This is a genomic window from Cupriavidus oxalaticus (assembly GCF_038900635.1).
Lineage (GTDB): Bacteria > Pseudomonadota > Gammaproteobacteria > Burkholderiales > Burkholderiaceae > Cupriavidus > Cupriavidus oxalaticus_B.
This window is the reverse complement of record NZ_JAYMRX010000015.1, coordinates 70,483-87,214: the sequence shown is the minus strand read 5'-3', so window position 1 is coordinate 87,214 and position 16,732 is coordinate 70,483. Positions and strand designations below refer to the sequence as shown.

Genomic DNA, 16,732 nt, shown 5'->3' with positions numbered 1-16,732 from the left:
GCTCAGGCAATGCGGCGGATCTTGGCGCCCACTGCAGACAGCTTGTCTTCCATGCGGTCGTAGCCGCGGTCCAGGTGATAGATACGGTCGATCACGGTGTCGCCCTCGGCGACCAGGCCGGCGATGACCAGGCTGGCGGAGGCGCGCAGGTCGGTGGCCATCACGCTGGCGCCGGACAGGCGCGGCACGCCGCTGACCACCGCGGTATTGCCTTCGACGGCAATGTCGGCGCCGAGGCGGTTCAGTTCCTGCACGTGCATGAACCGGTTCTCGAAGATGGTCTCGGTCACGCGCGCGGTGCCTTCGGCCACGGCATTCAGCGCCATGAACTGCGCCTGCATGTCGGTCGGGAAGGCGGGGTATTCCGAGGTGCGGAAGCTCACCGCCTTCGCGCGGCGCGGCATCGCCAGGCGGATCCAGTCGGTGCCCGTCTCGATGCGGGCGCCGGCTTCGCGCAGCTTGTCGAGTACGGCGTCGAGCAGGTCCGGGCGCACGTCGCGCAGCACCAGCTCGCCCAGCGTCGCGGCCGCGGCGCATAGGAAGGTGCCGGCCTCGATGCGGTCGGCGATCACGCCATGGCGGGCGCCGTGCAGCTTGTCGACGCCCTGCACCACCAGCCGGTCGGTGCCGATGCCGTCGATCTTCGCGCCCATCTTGACCAGCAGGTGGGCCAGGTCGCTGACTTCGGGCTCGCGCGCGGCGTTTTCCAGCACGGTCTCGCCCTCGGCCAGCGTGGCAGCCATCAGCAGGTTCTCGGTGCCGGTCACGGTGATCATGTCGGTGACCACGCGCGCGCCCTTCAGGCGGCGGGCGCGGGCATGGATAAAGCCATGCTCGATGCTGATCTCGGCGCCCATCGCCTGCAGGCCCTTGATGTGCTGGTCGACCGGCCGCGCGCCGATGCCGCAGCCGCCGGGCAGCGAGACCCGGGCCTCGCCGAAGCGCGCCACCAGCGGACCCAGCACCAGGATCGACGCGCGCATGGTCTTGACCAGCTCGTACGGCGCCTCGAGCGAGTTGACGTCGGCGCCGTTGAGCGCGACGGTGGCGCCGTCCTGCTCGGCGCGCATGCCCATCAGGCGCAGCAGCTTGAGGGTGGTGCGCACGTCCTGCAGGTTGGGCACGTTATCCAGCGTGACGGTATCCGCCGTGAGCAAGCCCGCGCACAGGATCGGCAGCGCGGCATTCTTGGCGCCCGAAACGCGGACTTCGCCCCGTAGCGGACCGTTGCCCTGGATCTGGAATTTGTCCATGTTGTGTCGGTTCTGGCCGGGCCTGGGCCCGGCGTCGTTGTTTTCAACCGCGCATGCAGCGCGGTGCGGCACGGCCAGCTACTTGCCCTCGCCCGCCTGCCACTCGGCGGGCGTCAGCGTCTTCATCGACAGCGCATGGATCTCGGCGCGCATGCGGTCGCCCAGCGCGGCGTAGACCCGCTGGTGGCGCTGGATCAGCCGCTTGCCTTCGAACTCGGCGCTGACGATGGTGGCAAAGAAGTGCTGGCCGTCGCCCTCGACTTCCAGATGTTCGCAGGGCAATCCTTGGGCAATGTATTCCCTGACTTGTTCCGGTGTAGGCAGCATGGGGTTCTCTTCAGCGTATTCAGTAAGTGCGCAGTGTCGGTGCGGCCGCGCTCAGTGGCGCAGCTTGTAGCCGGACTTCAGCAGCCGCAGCGCCAGCGCCGCCAGCACCACGAAGGCCGATCCCACCACCGCCAGGCTGAACAGCGGCGACACGTCCGAGACGCCGAAGAAGCCATAGCGGAAGCCGTCGATCATGTAGAAGAACGGATTGGCATGGGACACCGCCTGCCAGAAAGCCGGCAGCGAATGGATCGAATAAAACACGCCCGACAGGAAAGTGGCCGGCATGATCAGGAAGTTCTGGAACGCGGCGAGCTGGTCGAACTTCTCCGCCCAGATGCCGGCGATCAGGCCGAGCGTGCCGAGGATGCCCGCGCCCAGCAGCGCGAACACCACGATCCAGCCGATGTTGGCGAAATGCAGGTTGGCAAACCATGCCGTCACCAGCAGCACGCCCAGGCCCACGGTCAGCCCGCGGATCACCGAGGCCAGCACATAGGCGCCGAACATCTCCCAGTGCGACAGCGGCGGCAGCAGCACGAAGACCAGGTTGCCGGTGATCTTGGACTGGATCAGCGACGACGAGCTGTTGGCGAAAGCGTTCTGCAGCACGCTCATCATCACCAGCCCGGGCACCAGGAAGGCGGTGTAGCTGATCTGGTCGTAGATCTTGACGCGGTCTTCCAGCACGTGGCCGAAGATCAGCAGGTACAACACCGCGGTCAGCACCGGCGCGGCCACGGTCTGGAAGCTGACCTTCCAGAAGCGCAGCACTTCCTTGTACAGCAGGGTCCGGAAGCCGACCAGGCCGCCAACGGCCATCGGGCCCAGGCGGGCGTCTTCCACCAGTTCGATTTCGCCAGGCTGCTTCATGCCGCGGCCTCCATGGCGGGGTCGGGCAACGCACCGGGCATGTGGCCCTCGCGGCGCATGATCTGGACAAACACGTCTTCGAGGTCGGCCTTGTTGATTTCCATGTCTTCGATGTCACAGCCGGCTTCGCGGCAGGCGGCCAGGATCGGCTCGACCGCCTGGTAGCCGGACAGCCGCAGCCGCACCGCGCGCTCGCCCGGGTTGGCCGGCATGCGCAACGGCTCCAGCGCCTGCGGCAGGGTGCCCTGTGCGAAAGTCAGCACCAGCTGCAGCCCGGCGAACTGCGTCAGCAGGTTGCTGGTGCGATCCAGCGCCACCACTTCGCCGAACTTGAGCATGGCGATGCGGTCGCACAACGCCTCGGCCTCTTCCAGGTAGTGCGTGGTGAGGATGATGGTGTGGCCTTCCCGGTTCAGCCGCGAGATGAATTTCCACAGCGTCTGGCGCAGCTCGACGTCGACGCCGGCAGTGGGCTCGTCCAGCACGATTACCGGCGGGCGGTGTACCAGCGCCTGCGCCACCAGCACGCGGCGCTTCATCCCCCCCGACAGCTGGCGCATATTGGAATCGGCCTTGCTGGTCAGGTCCAGGTTGGCCATGATCTCGTCGATCCAGTCGTCGTTGCTGGTCAGGCCGAAATAGCCGGACTGCAGCCGCAACGTCTCGCGCACCGTGAAGAACGGGTCGAACACCAGCTCCTGCGGCACCACGCCAAGCATACGCCGCGCCATCCGGTAGTCGGATACGACATCGTGACCCAGCACACGGACGCGGCCGGAGTCGGCGCGGTTCAGGCCGGCGAGGATCGAGATCAGCGTGGTCTTGCCGGCGCCGTTCGGCCCGAGCAGGCCGAAGAATTCGCCGCGTTCGACGGTGAAGCTGACGCCCTTGAGCGCCTGCAGGTTGCTGTAGCGCTTGCGAACGTCGTGGATTTCAATGGCTTTCATGGCCGATTGTGTGTGGCGTGTCCGGCCTTTATTGGGGGCCAGCCGCCTGAAATGGGGGAGCTGCTGAGTGCCCGGATTTCCTGGGCCGGCTTTGCATGCACCGGAATCAGGCGGGGGGAGGGCGAATAACCCGGGATTATAGGGGATGCGGGGTAGGTCCCGCTTGATCCCCCACCGGACCGCCCGCTGGGCTCGGCGACCGCACCAGGCCGTCGCCGGGGCATCGCGTTCGGACGCAATCGCTGCGCCCGGCGATGCCGGATCAATGTCGGTGGTGGTGGTCCGGACGGGAGAGCGGGTCGTCGCCGTTTGCCAGGCCCAGCAGGCCGTCGACACCGTACAGGTTGGCCAGCTGCGACAGTTGCGCCGGCACCCCGCGCAGCGACAGCGCCAGGTTGCGCGCGGCTGCGGCACGATGCCACGCCAGCAGCACGGCAACCGCGGAGGAATCTACCTGCGCCAGGTCCGTGCAGTCGACCTGAAGCTTGCCCTGCACCCCGCCCTGCTCTACGCGCGCCAGCCCGTCGCGCAGCACGGCGGCGGCGTTCTGGTTGGTCAGCGAGGTACCCAGCGAAAGCATGGTGGCGTCAGGAAGTCGTCGGTATGAGGAGAAAATGCTGCGGCGGAACGGCGCAAACAAGAACTCCCGCGCTGAGGCGGGAGCCAGTGCCGCGAACGGCCATTGTAGTGCAAGATCGGCGCGCCGTGCTGCATTGCAGCGGCGCGCGCTCGCCGCGGCTTAGCTCTTGGCGTTGGCCAGCTGGCGGTTGCGGTCCTGCAGCGTCTTGATCACGCCCTCGACGCCCTGCTGGCCGACGATGGTGTTGAAGCTGCCCTTGTAGGCCTCGGTCAGCCACGCGCCCAGCACGTTGATGTCGTAGACCTTCCAGCCGTTCGCGGTCTTCTCCAGGCGGTAGTCCATCTGGATCGGCTCGCCCTTGTTGATGACCTGGGTGCGGATGGTGGCATCAGTGTCCTCAGGCGTGCCGCGGTACGGGCGGTATTGCACGGCCTGGTCGCGGATCTGGGCGATGGCGCCGGCGTAGGTGCGGATCAGCAGGGTCTTGAACTCTTCGGTGATCTGCTTCTGCTGCTCGGGCGTCGCCTTCGACCAGTTGCGGCCCATCGCGATCTGCGTGGTCTTCTGGAAGTTGGCGTTTGGGATGATCTTTTGCTCGACCAGCGCGGTGATCTTGGCGATGTTGCCGGCCTGCATGTCCTTGTCGGCCTTGACGGTCGTCATTACGTCGTCGACCACGGCCTTGACCAGCCCGTCCGGGGTGGCCGCGTCCGTGCCCGACACCTGTGCATGGGCAGCGCCGGCAAAGGCTACTACCGTAAGAAAGGGGACCAACAGTCGCTTAATCATGGATTTTTCCTTCTTTCTCAAAGACGTTTGCCGGCGAGGTCCACCGGACGGCCGCCGCCTGGCGGCAGCGGCCTTGCGGTGATTGGAACATAAGCACGGCTCGCGGGTTGCACGCTCCGGCGCCTTCCCCGCCACTTACAAACAAATTGTTTCAGCCCTGACAGGACTTTCACAGCCTGGCGCCAGCCCGTCGGGACTGGCGCAACAAGGCACTCAGCGAATCCGGATCACGCCCGGGACAATACGCTGCATCGGCTCCACCGTTGGCACCGGCAGGCTCTGGCTTTCCGGCTGGATGTCGCCCTTGGGCGGCGTCGCGGCAGGCGCGGAGGCATCGGCCGGCGGCGTGGCCGCGGGCGCGGACGCATCCGCCGCTTGTGCGGCGGGCGCCGGCGCCGCAGGCGTGGTGGCGCCGGCGGGCTTCTCGCCCTCGGCGTCCCCCGGGGCAGTCGGCGCTGCGGGTGCGGCGCCATCGCTGTCCGCGTCGCCGTCGGCAGGAGGATTGCCGTCGTACACCAGGTACTGGCGCCGCTGCAGGTAGGAGTCGCGCAGGAACGAGTACTTGTCCAGCGCAGCCTGCTCCAGCAGGTTGCTGGCGCCCAGCAGCTGCGCGCGGCCCGCGACGATGCGCACTCCGGTCAGCGAATTGCGCAGCGATACCGGGTCAATATAGGCCGACGGGTCGAACTGGCGATCCACCAGCATGCCGCCGGTGTCGCGCACCGAACTCGGGCCGAACAGCGGCAGCACCAGGTACGGGCCTGGCGGCACGCCCCACACACCCAGCGTCTGGCCGAAGTCTTCCTTGTACTTGGGCAGGCCGGCCGGCGTGGCGATGTCGATCAGGCCGCCCAGGCCCAGCACCGAGTTCATCGCGACCCGCATCGAATCCTCGGCGGCGCGCGTGGGCTTGCCCTGCAGCAGGTTGTTCACCGCCGAATACGCATCGCTGACGTTGGAGAAGAAGTTCTCCACCGCGCGCTGCACCGGCGTCGGCATGTAGTCGGCGTACATCTCGGCCACCGGGCGCAGGATGCCCTTGTCGAAGTCCTCGTTGATCTTCGAGACTTCGCGGTTAAAGGGCTCGAGCGGATCCTTCGGGTTGGCCGTGGGGCCGGTGGCACAGCCGGCGAGCAGCGCAGCGGCTGCCGCCGCGGCCATCAGCCCAGCCACCGGGCGGCGCGCGGCGCGGCCCGGCTTGACGGGGGGAACAGCACTCATTTGGCATCCCCACCCAGCGCCGGCGCGCTGGCGCCGGCTGCAGGCGAGCCGCTGGCACCACCGGCATCCGCCGCCTTGTTGTACAGGAACTGTCCGATCAGGTTTTCCAGCACCACCGCGGATTGCGTCATGGTGATGCGGGCGCCATCGGCCAGCATCGCGGTGTCGCCACCGGCTTCCAGGCCGATATATTGCTCGCCCAGCAGGCCCGAGGTCAGGATCTTGGCCGAGGTGTCCTTGGGAAACTGGTAGCGCTTCTCCAGGTTCATCTCGACGGTGGCCTGGTAGGTCTTGTCGTCGAAGCGGATCGCCGCGACGCGGCCGACCACCACGCCGGCGCTCTTGACCGGCGCGCGCGGCTTGAGCCCGCCGATATTGTCGAAGCGGGCCTGCACGCTGTAAGTGTCCTGGAAGGTGAAGGCGCTCATGTTTCCCGCCTTGAGGGCCAGGAACAGCAAGGCCACAAACCCCGCCGCCACGAACAGGCCCACCCAGAAATCGAGTGTGATCTTTTTCATCGGATTCTCTTCTTCAACCCCGTAGTGTCTTGTCGCTGTCTTTTTTATCAGTATTGCCCGCGCCCTGGTCCAGCCTCAGTTGCTGAACATCAGCGCGGTCAGCAGGAAATCCAGCCCCAGTACCGCCAGCGATGCGATCACCACGGTGCGGGTGGTCGCGCGCGAGACGCCCTCGGGCGTCGGCTTGGCCTCGAAGCCCTGGTACAAGGCAATGAACGTCACGGCGATGCCGAAAATAAAGCTCTTGATCACGCCATTGAGCACGTCGGCACGCACGTCGACGCCGCCCTGCATCTGCGACCAGAAAGCGCCGGCGTCGACCCCGATCAGCTGCACGCCGACCACGTAGCCGCCCAGGATGCCCACCGCGCTGAAGATCGCCGCCAGCACCGGCATGGCGATCACGCCCGCCCAGAAACGCGGCGCGACCACGCGCTGCAGCGGATTCACCGCCATCATTTCCATCGCGGTCAGCTGCTCGCCCGCCTTCATCAGGCCGATCTCGGCGGTCAGCGAGGTGCCGGCGCGGCCCGCAAACAGCAGCGCGGTCACCACCGGCCCCAGTTCGCGCACCAGCGACAGCGCCACCAGCAGGCCCAGCGCCTGTTCCGAGCCGTAGCGGTTCAGCGTGTAATAGCCCTGCAGGCCGAGCACGAAGCCGACGAATAGGCCCGACACGGCGATGATCACCAGCGACAGGTTGCCGACGAAGAAAACCTGGTCTGTCACCAGCCGGAAGCGGCGCAGCAGCGCCGGCGACAGGCCCAGCACGGTGAGGAACATGCGCGTGGCATGGCCCAGGCCAGTCACGCTGCGGCGCACGGCCGCGCCGATGGTGGCAAAGAAACCGATCACCGCGCACCTCGGGCAAAGTCCTCGGCCAGCGACGGTCCCGGGTAGTGGAACGGCACCGGGCCGTCGGCCTCGGCGTGGACGAACTGGTGCACGAACGGGTCGGTGGAGGCGCGCAGCGCCTCGGGCTCGCCCTGCGCGGCGATGCGCCCGTCGGCAATGAAATACACGTAGTCGGCGATCTGGAAGGTCTCGTGCACGTCGTGCGAGACGATGATCGTGGTCGCGCCGAGCGCGTCGTTGAGGCTGCGAATCAGGCGGGCGGTCAGGCCGAGCGAGATCGGGTCGAGGCCGGCGAAGGGCTCGTCATACATCAGCAGCGCGGGATCGAGCGCGATCGCGCGCGCCAGCGCCACGCGCCGCGCCATGCCGCCCGAGATCTGCGACGGCATCAGGTCGCGGGCGCCGCGCAGGCCGACCGCGTTCAGCTTCATCAGCACCAGGTCGCGGATCATCGAATCCGGCAGGTCGGTATGCTCGCGCAGCGGAAAGGCCACATTGTCGAAGACCGACAGATCGGTAAACAGCGCGCCGAACTGGAACAGCATCCCCATCTGGCGCCGCACCGCATACAGGCCGCGGGTATCGAGCCGGTGGATATCGGTGCCGTCGAAGCGGACCGTACCCGCCTGCGGCCGCACCTGGCCTCCGATCAGCCGCAGTACCGTGGTCTTGCCGCACCCCGAACCGCCCATCACCGCGATCACCTTGCCACGCGGGAATTGCATGGTGAGGCCGGACAGGATGGGCTTGCCGTGGTCCGCATAAGCGAAATCCACCGCATTGAGTTCGACGAGGTTTTGAGCAGGGTCGGTCACGTTGGCACCGGTCGGGACAGGGGCGCATTATAAGGTGTACTACCTAGCCCTGCTGGTACCCGTGTGTGTCGCGCGCGACATCGCTGCCGACCGACGCAATAGAACAGCGTCTGATTCTGTCAGCGAAAGTTCTCCGTTCAGGGTTCCTGCACCTGGCTGACGTCCCGCAGGATCACCTGCCACTGGATCGATTCTGAGCGGATGGCCGTGGCAAAGGCCTCCGGCGAATCGCGCAACGTCGTCAGGCCGGCGGCCTGAAGCCGTGAGCGCACCTCGCGCTCGGACATCACCGCATCGAGCTCGACGGCCAGCCGCGAAACGATCGCCCGCGGCGTCTTGGCGGGCGCCATCACGCCAAACCAGGCCGCGGCCGCGTACCCTTCCAGCCCGGACTCCTGCAGCGTCGGCACCAGCGGCGCCAGCGGCGAGCGCGCCATGCCGGTCACGCCAACCAGCCGCAGCGCGCCGCTGCGGACCTGGCTCTGCACCGCGGCGAACGAACAGAAGCAGGCGCTGATGCGGCCGGCGAGCATCTCCTGCACCACCGCGGCTTCGCCCTTGGCGGTGACCAGCGGCACGCCGTTGCGGATGCCGCGCACGGCGTACTCGGCGTACAGGTGCGATGGGCTGCCCGGCTGGCCGTAGCCGTAGCTGTAGGAGGCCGGACTGGATTTCACCGCGGTCATCCATTGCTCCGGCGTACGCATCGGCAGCCGGGCGTCGATCACCAGGAACAGCGGCGTGGTGGCGACCCGCGCCACCGGGGTGAAATCGCGCACCACGTCATAGGGCACCGGCTCCAGCCCCGGCTGGATCAGCATATTGGCCTGGTGGAACAGCAGCGTATGGCCGTCCGAACTGGACTTGGCGACGACATCGCCGGCGGTGGTGCCGGCTGCGCCGGGGCGGTTGTCGACTTCCATCGGCACGCCCAGCCGCTCCGACAGGCGCTCTGCCAGCAAGCGGGCGACCGCGTCGGCCACGCCGCCGGCCGGGAACGGCACGATCAGTCGCATCGGGCGGTTCGGGAACGACATGCTGCGCACCAGCTGCGGCCCGGCTACCGCCGGCGTCGCGGGCACGGCGAGCGCGAGCGTGGCACAGCCCAGGACATACAGGCACAGGAAAGTCTTGAGCCAGCGCCGGAGCAATACCCATGTGGATTGCCACGACGCGAACTTTGCTTTACCTCGCCAAAGCTGCGGCATATTGCGCACTTCGGTCATCAATTTCCTCCCACCCATCCCCTGAGGGGACGGCGAGCTGGTTCTGGGGAAAAAGGATTCGCGAGGCGGTTTCCGTGAGTTGTTTTTTGAAAATTGTAAGTACATTGCCCGGACGGCCACAGGCACGTAAACCATAGCCGGGAGAACCCTGAAGGCCTTGTCCAGCCTTGCCAAACGCGACATTGCCCGGTCCGGCGGCAGTCCCGGCTCCACCGCGAACCGGCATGGGCCGCCGGCTATAATCGCGCGATGACGATGTTTCCCCTGCGGCCCATGGTGGCCGCCGACCTGCCCGCCGTGATGGACGTGCAGGCCGCCTGCTATACCGAGGTGCTGCTGGAAAGCCGCGACGCGCTGGCGAGCCGGCTGGCGCTCTCCCCCACCACCTGCTGGGTCGCCGACGATCCGCACCGGCCCGGCACCCTGGCCGCCTACCTGTTCACCCACGCCTGGCCGGAGACCAGCCTGCCCCCGCTCGATGGCGTGCTCGACGACGGCTGGCGCCAGGCGCCAGCGCCCCTGACATGGTTCGTCCACGACATGGCCGTGGCGCCCGCCGGCCGCAGCGGCGGGCTGGCGCCACGCCTGTACACGGCAGCGCAGGCGGCCGCGTTGGCGGCCGGGCTGAAGCATTCGCGGCTGATCGCCGTACAGGCGGCGGCGCCCTGGTGGCGCCGGTTCGGGTACGCACCGGTGGCAGCGGAGACCGCGGCGCGGCATGTGGACAAGCTGGCGGACTATGGTGCCGCCGCGGTCCTGATGGAAAAGACGCTGGCCGGCTGAGGCCCGCCGCCGCGCCGCTGCCGCAACGAAAAAAAGCCCGCCGGCTTGCGCCAGGCGGGCTTTTTGTTGCGGCAGTGACCTGCGGATCAGCGCGGCAGGTCGGTATGCCCCATCAGGAACGAATCGACCGAACGCGCGGCCTGGCGGCCTTCGCGGATGGCCCACACCACCAACGACTGGCCACGGCGCACGTCGCCGGCGGCGAATACCTTGGGCACGTTGGTGTGGTAGGCGCGCTCGCCTTCCGTCGATGCCTTGGCGTTCTTGCGCGCATCGGTGTCGACGCCGAAGGCTTCCAGCATCGAGCCCACGGGGTTGGTGAAGCCCATCGCCAGCAGCACGAGGTCGGCCGGCAGGATGAACTCGCTGCCTTCCACTTCCTGCATGCGGCCATCCTTCCACTCGACGCGGCAGGCCTTCAGTGCGGTGACCTTGCCGTTCTCGCCGATGAATTCCTTGGTGGCGACCGACCAGTCGCGCTCGCAGCCTTCGTCGTGCGACGACGAGGTGCGCAGCTTGATCGGCCAGTACGGCCACACCAGCGGCTTGTTCTCTTCCTCCGGCGGCTGCGGCAGCAGTTCGAACTGGGTCACCGAGGTGGCGCCGTGGCGGTTGGACGTGCCCACACAGTCGGAACCGGTATCCCCGCCACCGATCACGATCACGTTCTTGCCTTCGGCGCGGATGTCGTTGGCGCCATCGCCAGCCACTTCCTTGTTCTGCGGAATCAGCATTTCCAGCGCGAAGTGGATGCCGTTCAGGTCGCGGCCCGGCACCGGCAGGTCGCGCGGCACTTCCGCACCGCCCGCCAGCACCACGGCGTCGAACTGGTCCATCAGGGCCTGGGCCGAGATGGTTTCACGCGCATAGTTCTTGATGCCGGCCGGCAGCTCGCCATCGGTCACCATCACGCCGGCACGGAAGGTCACGCCTTCTGCCTGCATCTGTTCCATGCGGCGGTCGATCAGCGACTTCTCCATCTTGAAGTCGGGGATGCCGTAGCGCAGCAGGCCGCCGATGCGGTCGTTCTTCTCGAATACGGTCACGTCATGGCCGGCGCGTGCCAGCTGCTGCGCGGCAGCCATGCCGGCGGGGCCGGAGCCGACCACGGCGACGGTCTTGCCGGTCTTGTGGCGCGGCAGTTGCGGTGCAACCCAGCCTTCTTCCCAGGCCTTGTCGATGATGGCGTGCTCGATCGACTTGATGCCCACGGGCAGCTCGTTGATGCCCAGCGTGCAGGCGGCCTCGCACGGTGCCGGGCAGATGCGGCCGGTAAACTCGGGGAAGTTGTTGGTCTGGTGCAGCACCTCGATCGCCGACTTCCAGTCCTGGCGGTACACCAGGTCGTTGAAGTCGGGGATGATGTTGTTGACCGGGCAGCCGTTGTTGCAGAACGGGATGCCGCAGTCCATGCAGCGCGCACCCTGGAGCTTCGCTTCGCTGTCGGACAGCGCGAACACGAATTCCTTGTAGTGCTTCACGCGCTTGACTACCGGTTCGTAGCCCTCATTCTGGCGCGGAAATTCGAGAAAGCCAGTCGCCTTACCCATGTTGCGTCCTTGGTCATGCTGCGCGGGACCGGCGGCTTCGCCGGCCCTGCGGTGGGGTCAGTATCTTGTCAGGGCCGCCGCGGCTTGCCGCGACCCGTCGCTACGTTGGTTTGCTGCTGCGCTCAGGCCGCGATGGCTTCGCGGTCGCTGTCGCGGGCTGCCTGTTCCTTGGCGTACATCTCGCCCAGCGCGCGCTTGTACTCGGTCGGGAAGACCTTGACGAACTTGCGGCGTGCCGTGGTCCAGTCAGCCAGCAGCGCCTTGGCGCGCTCGGAACCGGTGTAGCGGAAGTGCTGCTCGATCAGGTTGCGCAGGATGACTTCATCCAGCACGCGCTTGCCGTCAACCTTGTGCCACGAAGCCTGGGGCTGGCCCTTCTCCTGGTCGGCCGAGGCCAGCACGGCTTCCAGCGCCACCATCGAGGTGTTGCAGCGCTTGTCGAACAGGCCGTCCTCGTCATAGACGTAGGCCACGCCGCCCGACATGCCGGCCGCGAAATTGCGGCCGGTACCGCCCAGCACCACCACCGTGCCGCCGGTCATGTACTCGCAACCGTGGTCGCCGGTACCTTCCACCACCGCCACGGCGCCGGAGTTGCGCACCGCGAAGCGCTCGCCGGCGACGCCGTTGAAGAACGCTTCACCGGCAATGGCACCGTACAGCACGGTGTTGCCGACGATGATGTTGCGGGTCGGATCGCCGCGGAACTCGTGCGGGGCACGCACGATCACGCGGCCACCCGACAGGCCCTTGCCGACATAGTCGTTGCCGTCGCCCACCAGGTCCAGCGTGATGCCGTGCGCCAGGAACGCGCCGAACGACTGGCCGGCGGTGCCTTGCAGCTGGATGTGGATGGTGTCGTCGGGCAGCCCCTCGTGGCCGTGCTGCTTGGCGACCACGCCGGACAGCATCGCACCGACGGTACGGTTGACGTTCTTGACCGGCTGGATGAACGACACGCGCTCGCCCTTTTCGATCGCCGGACGGGCCTTGGCGATCAGCACGTGGTCCAGCGCCTTGCCGGCTTCCACCGACAGGCCGTGGTCCTGCACGTCGGTGTGGTACAGCGGCACGTCCGCGCCCAGCGACACCTGGTGGAAGATGCGGCTGAAGTCCAGCCCGCGTGCCTTCCAGTGCTCGATGCCGGCCTTGGTGTCGAGCAGGTCGGCCCGGCCGATCAGCTCGTCGAAGGTGCGGATGCCCAGCTGGGCCATGATCTCGCGGGCTTCCTCGGCAACGAAGAAGAAGAAGTTGACCACGTGCTCCGGCTTGCCCTGGAACTTCTTGCGCAGTTGCGGATCCTGCGTGGCCACGCCCACCGGGCAGGTGTTCAGGTGGCACTTGCGCATCATGATGCAGCCCTCGGCAACCAGCGGTGCCGTGGCGAAGCCGAATTCGTCGGCACCCAGCAGCGCGCCGATGACGACGTCGCGGCCGGTCTTCATCTGGCCGTCGGCCTGCACGCGGATGCGGTTGCGCAGGCCGTTGAGCAGCAGGGTCTGCTGCGTTTCGGCCAGGCCCAGCTCCCACGGCGTGCCGGCGTGCTTGATCGACGACCACGGCGAGGCGCCGGTGCCGCCGTCATGGCCGGCGATCACGACGTGGTCGGCCTTGGCCTTGGACACGCCCGCGGCCACGGTGCCGACGCCCACTTCGGACACCAGCTTGACCGAGATATCCGACGACGGGTTGACGTTCTTCAGGTCGTGGATCAGCTGCGCCAGATCCTCGATCGAGTAGATGTCGTGGTGCGGGGGCGGCGAGATCAGGCCCACGCCCGGCACCGAGTAACGCAGCTTGCCGATGTAGTCCGAGACCTTGTGGCCCGGCAGCTGGCCGCCTTCGCCCGGCTTGGCGCCCTGCGCCATCTTGATCTGGATCTGGTCGGCGGAAGCCAGGTACTCGGCGGTCACGCCGAAGCGGCCCGACGCCACCTGCTTGATCTTCGAGCGCAGCGAGTCGCCATCCTGCAGCGGCAGGTCGGCCTCGATCACATCGCCCAGCAGGCTCTTCAGGCTGTCGCCCTGCTTGATGGGGATACCGCGCAGTTCATTGCGGTAGCGCTTCTCGTCTTCGCCGCCTTCGCCGGTGTTCGACTTGCCGCCGATGCGGTTCATGGCGACAGCCAGCGTGGCATGGGCTTCGGTCGAGATCGAGCCGAGCGACATCGCGCCGGTGGCGAAGCGCCGCACGATCTCCTTGGCGGGCTCGACTTCTTCCAGCGGAATCGCCTTGGCCGGATCGACCTTGAACTCGAACAGACCGCGCAGCGTCATGTGACGCTTGCTCTGGTCGTTGATGATGTTGGCGTATTCCTTGTACGTCTGGTAGGCGCCCTTGCCGTCGTCGGCGCGCACCGAGTGCTGCAGCTTGGCAATCGAGTCCGGGGTCCACATGTGCTCTTCGCCGCGGATGCGGTAGGCGTACTCGCCGCCGGCGTCCAGCATGTTCTCCAGCACCGGGCTGTTGCCAAAGGCGTCCGTGTGCAGGCGCAGCGCTTCCTCGGCCACCTCGAAGATGCCGATGCCCTCGACGTTCGACGGCGTGCCGTGGAAGTACTTCTGCACCAGCTCGCGCGACAGGCCGATGGCTTCGAAGATCTGCGCGCCGGTGTACGACATGTAGGTGGAGATGCCCATCTTGGACATCACCTTGAACAGGCCCTTGCCGACCGCCTTGACGAAGTTCTTGACCGCCTTCTCGGGCGACAGGTCGCCCGACAGGCCGCTGGCCATATCGGCCAGGGTTTCCATCGCCAGGTACGGGTGCACGGCTTCGGCGCCGTAGCCGGCCAGCAGCGCGAAGTGGTGCACTTCACGCGCGGTGCCGGTCTCGACCACCAGGCCGGTGGACGTGCGCAGGCCCTTCTCCACCAGGTGGTGGTGGATGGCGGAGGTGGCCAGCAGCGCGGGGATGGCGACATGGTCGGCATCCACCGGGCGGTCGGTCACGATCAGGATGTTGTAGCCCGAACGCACCGCATCCACGGCTTCCGCGCACAGCGAGGCCAGGCGCGCTTCGATGCCTTCCTTGCCCCAGGCGGTCGGATAGCAGATGTTCAGTTCGTACGAACGGAACTTGCCGCCGGTGTAGTGCTCGATGTTGCGGATCTTGGCGATGTCCTTGAAGTCCAGCACCGGCTGGGACACTTCGAGACGCATCGGCGGGTTGATGTTGTTCAGCTCGAGCAGGTTCGGCTTCGGGCCGATGAACGACACCAGCGACATCACCATGTTCTCGCGGATCGGGTCGATCGGCGGGTTGGTGACCTGCGCGAACAGCTGCTTGAAGTAGTGGTACAGCGTCTTGTTCTTGGACGACAGGATCGCCAGCGGCGAGTCGTTGCCCATCGAGCCGGTGGCTTCTTCGCCGGCAAGCGCCATCGGCGCCATCAGGAACTTGACGTCTTCCTGGGTGTAGCCGAAGGCCTGCTGGCGGTCCAGCAGCTTGGCCACCGGCTTCTTCTCGGCGGCAACGTCTTCCGGCTTGGCATCGATCTCGTCCAGCTTGATGCGGACGGCGTCGATCCAGCTCTTGTACGGCTTGGCGTTGGCCAGGTTGTCCTTGAGCTCCTTGTCGTCGATGATGCGGCCCTGTTCCATGTCGATCAGGAACATCTTGCCCGGCTGCAGGCGCCACTTCTCGACGATGCGCGACTCGGGGAACGGCAGCACGCCGGCTTCGGACGCCAGCACCACGACGTCGTCCTCGGTCACGTAGAAACGTGCCGGGCGCAGGCCGTTGCGGTCCAGCGTGGCGCCGATCTGGCGGCCGTCGGTGAAGCAGATCGCGGCGGGGCCGTCCCACGGCTCCATCATGGCGGCGTGGTACTCGTAGAAGGCGCGACGGTTGTCGTCCATCAGCGTGTGCTGTTCCCAGGCTTCCGGGATCATCATCATCATCGCGTGGACGAGCGGGTAGCCGGCCATCGTCAGCAGTTCGAGGCAGTTGTCGAACGATGCCGTATCGGACTGGCCCGGGTAGATCAGCGGCCACAGCTTGGGCAGGTCATCGCCCAGCACCGGCGACGAGATCGCGCCGGTACGCGCGTTGATCCAGTTGACGTTGCCCTTGACCGTGTTGATTTCGCCGTTGTGGGCGACCATGCGGTACGGGTGGGCCAGCTCCCAGGCCGGGAAGGTGTTGGTCGAGAAGCGCTGGTGCACCAGGGCCAGGGCCGACACGGCGCGCTGGTCCTGCAGGTCCAGGTAGTACTCGCCGACCTGGTTGGCCAGCAGCAGGCCCTTGTACACCACGGTACGGGCCGACATCGACGGCACGAAGTATTCCTTGCCGTGCTTGAGCTTGAGCGCCTGGATGGCGTGGCTGGCGGTCTTGCGGATGACGTAGAGCTTACGTTCCAGCGCGTCCGTGGTCATGATGTCGCGGCCGCGACCGATGAAGATCTGGCGGATCACCGGCTCGGTCTTGCGCACCGTCGGCGACATCGGCATGTTGCAGTCCACCGGCACGTCGCGCCAGCCCAGCACGACTTGGCCTTCCAGGCGGACCGTGCGCTCGAGTTCCTGCTCGCAGGCCAGGCGCGACGCGTGTTCCTTCGGCAGGAAGATCATGCCGACGCCGTATTCGCCGGCGGGCGGCAGGCTCACGCCCTGCGCGGCCATTTCTTCGCGGTAGAACTGGTCCGGAATCTGGATCAGGATACCGGCACCGTCGCCCATCAGCGCGTCCGCGCCGACCGCGCCCCGGTGGTCCAGGTTCTCCAGGATCTTCAGGCCCTGGGAAATGATCTCGTGGGACTTCTTGCCCTTGATGTGCGCGACCATGCCGACGCCGCAGGCATCATGCTCGTTGGTCGGGTCGTACATGCCTTGGGCCTGCGGACGCAGGTCGAGGGCGGAGGAAGACTCGCTGATTTGCTCGCTGGTCTGCGCTTGGGCCGAAAGGTTCTTCATTTGGTCCACGGGCTGAATTCCGGTGAAGGCTGCGCGAACTGCTGGACTACCGGAACGGGGACCGCGCGCTTTCTTTATA

Annotated in this window: 14 protein-coding genes; 1 reads left to right on the top strand and 13 read right to left on the bottom strand. The window is 66.8% G+C overall.

The annotated features are described in order from the left end of the window. Positions 1 to 2: 2 nt before the first annotated feature. From murA to VSR71_RS22225, 11 genes are all read right to left on the bottom strand, one after another. Positions 3 to 1,253, bottom strand: a complete 1,251-nt coding sequence (gene murA / locus VSR71_RS22275; RefSeq protein WP_342915975.1) for a UDP-N-acetylglucosamine 1-carboxyvinyltransferase — start codon at positions 1,251 to 1,253, stop codon at positions 3 to 5. A gap of 78 nt (positions 1,254 to 1,331) precedes the next feature. Further along, positions 1,332 to 1,580 (bottom strand): BolA family protein, encoded by a 249-nt coding sequence (locus VSR71_RS22270; protein ID WP_209761017.1) that lies wholly within the window; start codon positions 1,578 to 1,580, stop codon positions 1,332 to 1,334. A gap of 51 nt (positions 1,581 to 1,631) precedes the next feature. Continuing rightward, complete coding sequence (locus tag VSR71_RS22265) at positions 1,632 to 2,453, bottom strand: ABC transporter permease (RefSeq protein ID WP_133093460.1); 822 nt, start codon at positions 2,451 to 2,453, stop codon at positions 1,632 to 1,634. Next, the gene (locus VSR71_RS22260; protein WP_342915974.1) at positions 2,450 to 3,400 is read right to left on the bottom strand and encodes an ABC transporter ATP-binding protein; all 951 of its coding nucleotides are present in this window, start codon (positions 3,398 to 3,400) and stop codon (positions 2,450 to 2,452) included. Before VSR71_RS22260 ends, VSR71_RS22265 begins: the two co-directional genes overlap by 4 nt. 262 nt (positions 3,401 to 3,662) lie before the next feature. After that, on the bottom strand, positions 3,663 to 4,016 hold the full coding sequence (locus VSR71_RS22255) for an STAS domain-containing protein (RefSeq protein ID WP_342916052.1): 354 nt from the start codon (positions 4,014 to 4,016) through the stop codon (positions 3,663 to 3,665). Positions 4,017 to 4,139: 123 nt separating this feature from the next. Beyond that, positions 4,140 to 4,769, bottom strand: a complete 630-nt coding sequence (locus VSR71_RS22250) for an ABC transporter substrate-binding protein (protein WP_342915973.1) — start codon at positions 4,767 to 4,769, stop codon at positions 4,140 to 4,142. Between the two features lie 213 nt (positions 4,770 to 4,982). After that, on the bottom strand, positions 4,983 to 5,990 hold the full coding sequence (locus VSR71_RS22245) for an MlaA family lipoprotein (RefSeq protein WP_428979451.1): 1,008 nt from the start codon (positions 5,988 to 5,990) through the stop codon (positions 4,983 to 4,985). Continuing rightward, positions 5,987 to 6,508, bottom strand: coding sequence for an outer membrane lipid asymmetry maintenance protein MlaD (gene mlaD / locus VSR71_RS22240; RefSeq protein WP_133093456.1), 522 nt, complete (start codon positions 6,506 to 6,508; stop codon positions 5,987 to 5,989). The genes VSR71_RS22245 and mlaD overlap by 4 nt, the downstream gene beginning before the upstream one ends. A gap of 75 nt (positions 6,509 to 6,583) precedes the next feature. Beyond that, on the bottom strand, positions 6,584 to 7,363 hold the full coding sequence (mlaE, locus tag VSR71_RS22235; RefSeq protein WP_342915972.1) for a lipid asymmetry maintenance ABC transporter permease subunit MlaE: 780 nt from the start codon (positions 7,361 to 7,363) through the stop codon (positions 6,584 to 6,586). Continuing rightward, a complete protein-coding gene (locus VSR71_RS22230; RefSeq protein WP_342915971.1) occupies positions 7,360 to 8,178 on the bottom strand; it encodes an ABC transporter ATP-binding protein in 819 nt (272 codons plus the stop codon). The genes mlaE and VSR71_RS22230 overlap by 4 nt, the downstream gene beginning before the upstream one ends. Before the next feature lie 137 nt (positions 8,179 to 8,315). Further along, complete coding sequence (locus VSR71_RS22225) at positions 8,316 to 9,404, bottom strand: tripartite tricarboxylate transporter substrate binding protein (RefSeq protein ID WP_342915970.1); 1,089 nt, start codon at positions 9,402 to 9,404, stop codon at positions 8,316 to 8,318. A gap of 249 nt (positions 9,405 to 9,653) precedes the next feature. Between VSR71_RS22225 and VSR71_RS22220 the strand changes: the two genes are divergently transcribed. Continuing rightward, positions 9,654 to 10,187, top strand: a complete 534-nt coding sequence (locus VSR71_RS22220; RefSeq protein ID WP_342915969.1) for a GNAT family N-acetyltransferase — start codon at positions 9,654 to 9,656, stop codon at positions 10,185 to 10,187. 86 nt (positions 10,188 to 10,273) lie between these two features. On the opposite strand, the gene VSR71_RS22215 is transcribed toward VSR71_RS22220, so the two are convergent. Then, positions 10,274 to 11,737 carry a glutamate synthase subunit beta gene (locus VSR71_RS22215; RefSeq protein ID WP_342915968.1) on the bottom strand — a complete coding sequence of 488 codons (1,464 nt, stop codon included), beginning with the start codon at positions 11,735 to 11,737 and terminating at the stop codon, positions 10,274 to 10,276. A gap of 122 nt (positions 11,738 to 11,859) precedes the next feature. After that, a complete protein-coding gene (locus VSR71_RS22210; protein WP_428979450.1) occupies positions 11,860 to 16,653 on the bottom strand; it encodes a glutamate synthase-related protein in 4,794 nt (1,597 codons plus the stop codon). Between the last annotated feature and the right edge of the window lie 79 nt (positions 16,654 to 16,732).

What these genes read in the sequence shown, in the direction of transcription:
- VSR71_RS22220 (WP_342915969.1), top strand. Translation starts at nt 9,654, where the DNA reads ATGACGATGTTTCCCCTGCGGCCCATGGTGGCCGCCGACCTGCCCGCC.
- murA (WP_342915975.1), bottom strand. Translation starts at nt 1,253, where the DNA reads ATGGACAAATTCCAGATCCAGGGCAACGGTCCGCTACGGGGCGAAGTC.
- VSR71_RS22210 (WP_428979450.1), bottom strand. Translation starts at nt 16,653, where the DNA reads ATGAAGAACCTTTCGGCCCAAGCGCAGACCAGCGAGCAAATCAGCGAG.
- VSR71_RS22250 (WP_342915973.1), bottom strand. Translation starts at nt 4,769, where the DNA reads ATGATTAAGCGACTGTTGGTCCCCTTTCTTACGGTAGTAGCCTTTGCC.
- mlaD (WP_133093456.1), bottom strand. Translation starts at nt 6,508, where the DNA reads ATGAAAAAGATCACACTCGATTTCTGGGTGGGCCTGTTCGTGGCGGCG.
- VSR71_RS22260 (WP_342915974.1), bottom strand. Translation starts at nt 3,400, where the DNA reads ATGAAAGCCATTGAAATCCACGACGTTCGCAAGCGCTACAGCAACCTG.
- VSR71_RS22270 (WP_209761017.1), bottom strand. Translation starts at nt 1,580, where the DNA reads ATGCTGCCTACACCGGAACAAGTCAGGGAATACATTGCCCAAGGATTG.
- VSR71_RS22245 (WP_428979451.1), bottom strand. Translation starts at nt 5,990, where the DNA reads ATGAGTGCTGTTCCCCCCGTCAAGCCGGGCCGCGCCGCGCGCCGCCCG.
- VSR71_RS22265 (WP_133093460.1), bottom strand. Translation starts at nt 2,453, where the DNA reads ATGAAGCAGCCTGGCGAAATCGAACTGGTGGAAGACGCCCGCCTGGGC.
- VSR71_RS22225 (WP_342915970.1), bottom strand. Translation starts at nt 9,404, where the DNA reads ATGACCGAAGTGCGCAATATGCCGCAGCTTTGGCGAGGTAAAGCAAAG.
- VSR71_RS22215 (WP_342915968.1), bottom strand. Translation starts at nt 11,737, where the DNA reads ATGGGTAAGGCGACTGGCTTTCTCGAATTTCCGCGCCAGAATGAGGGC.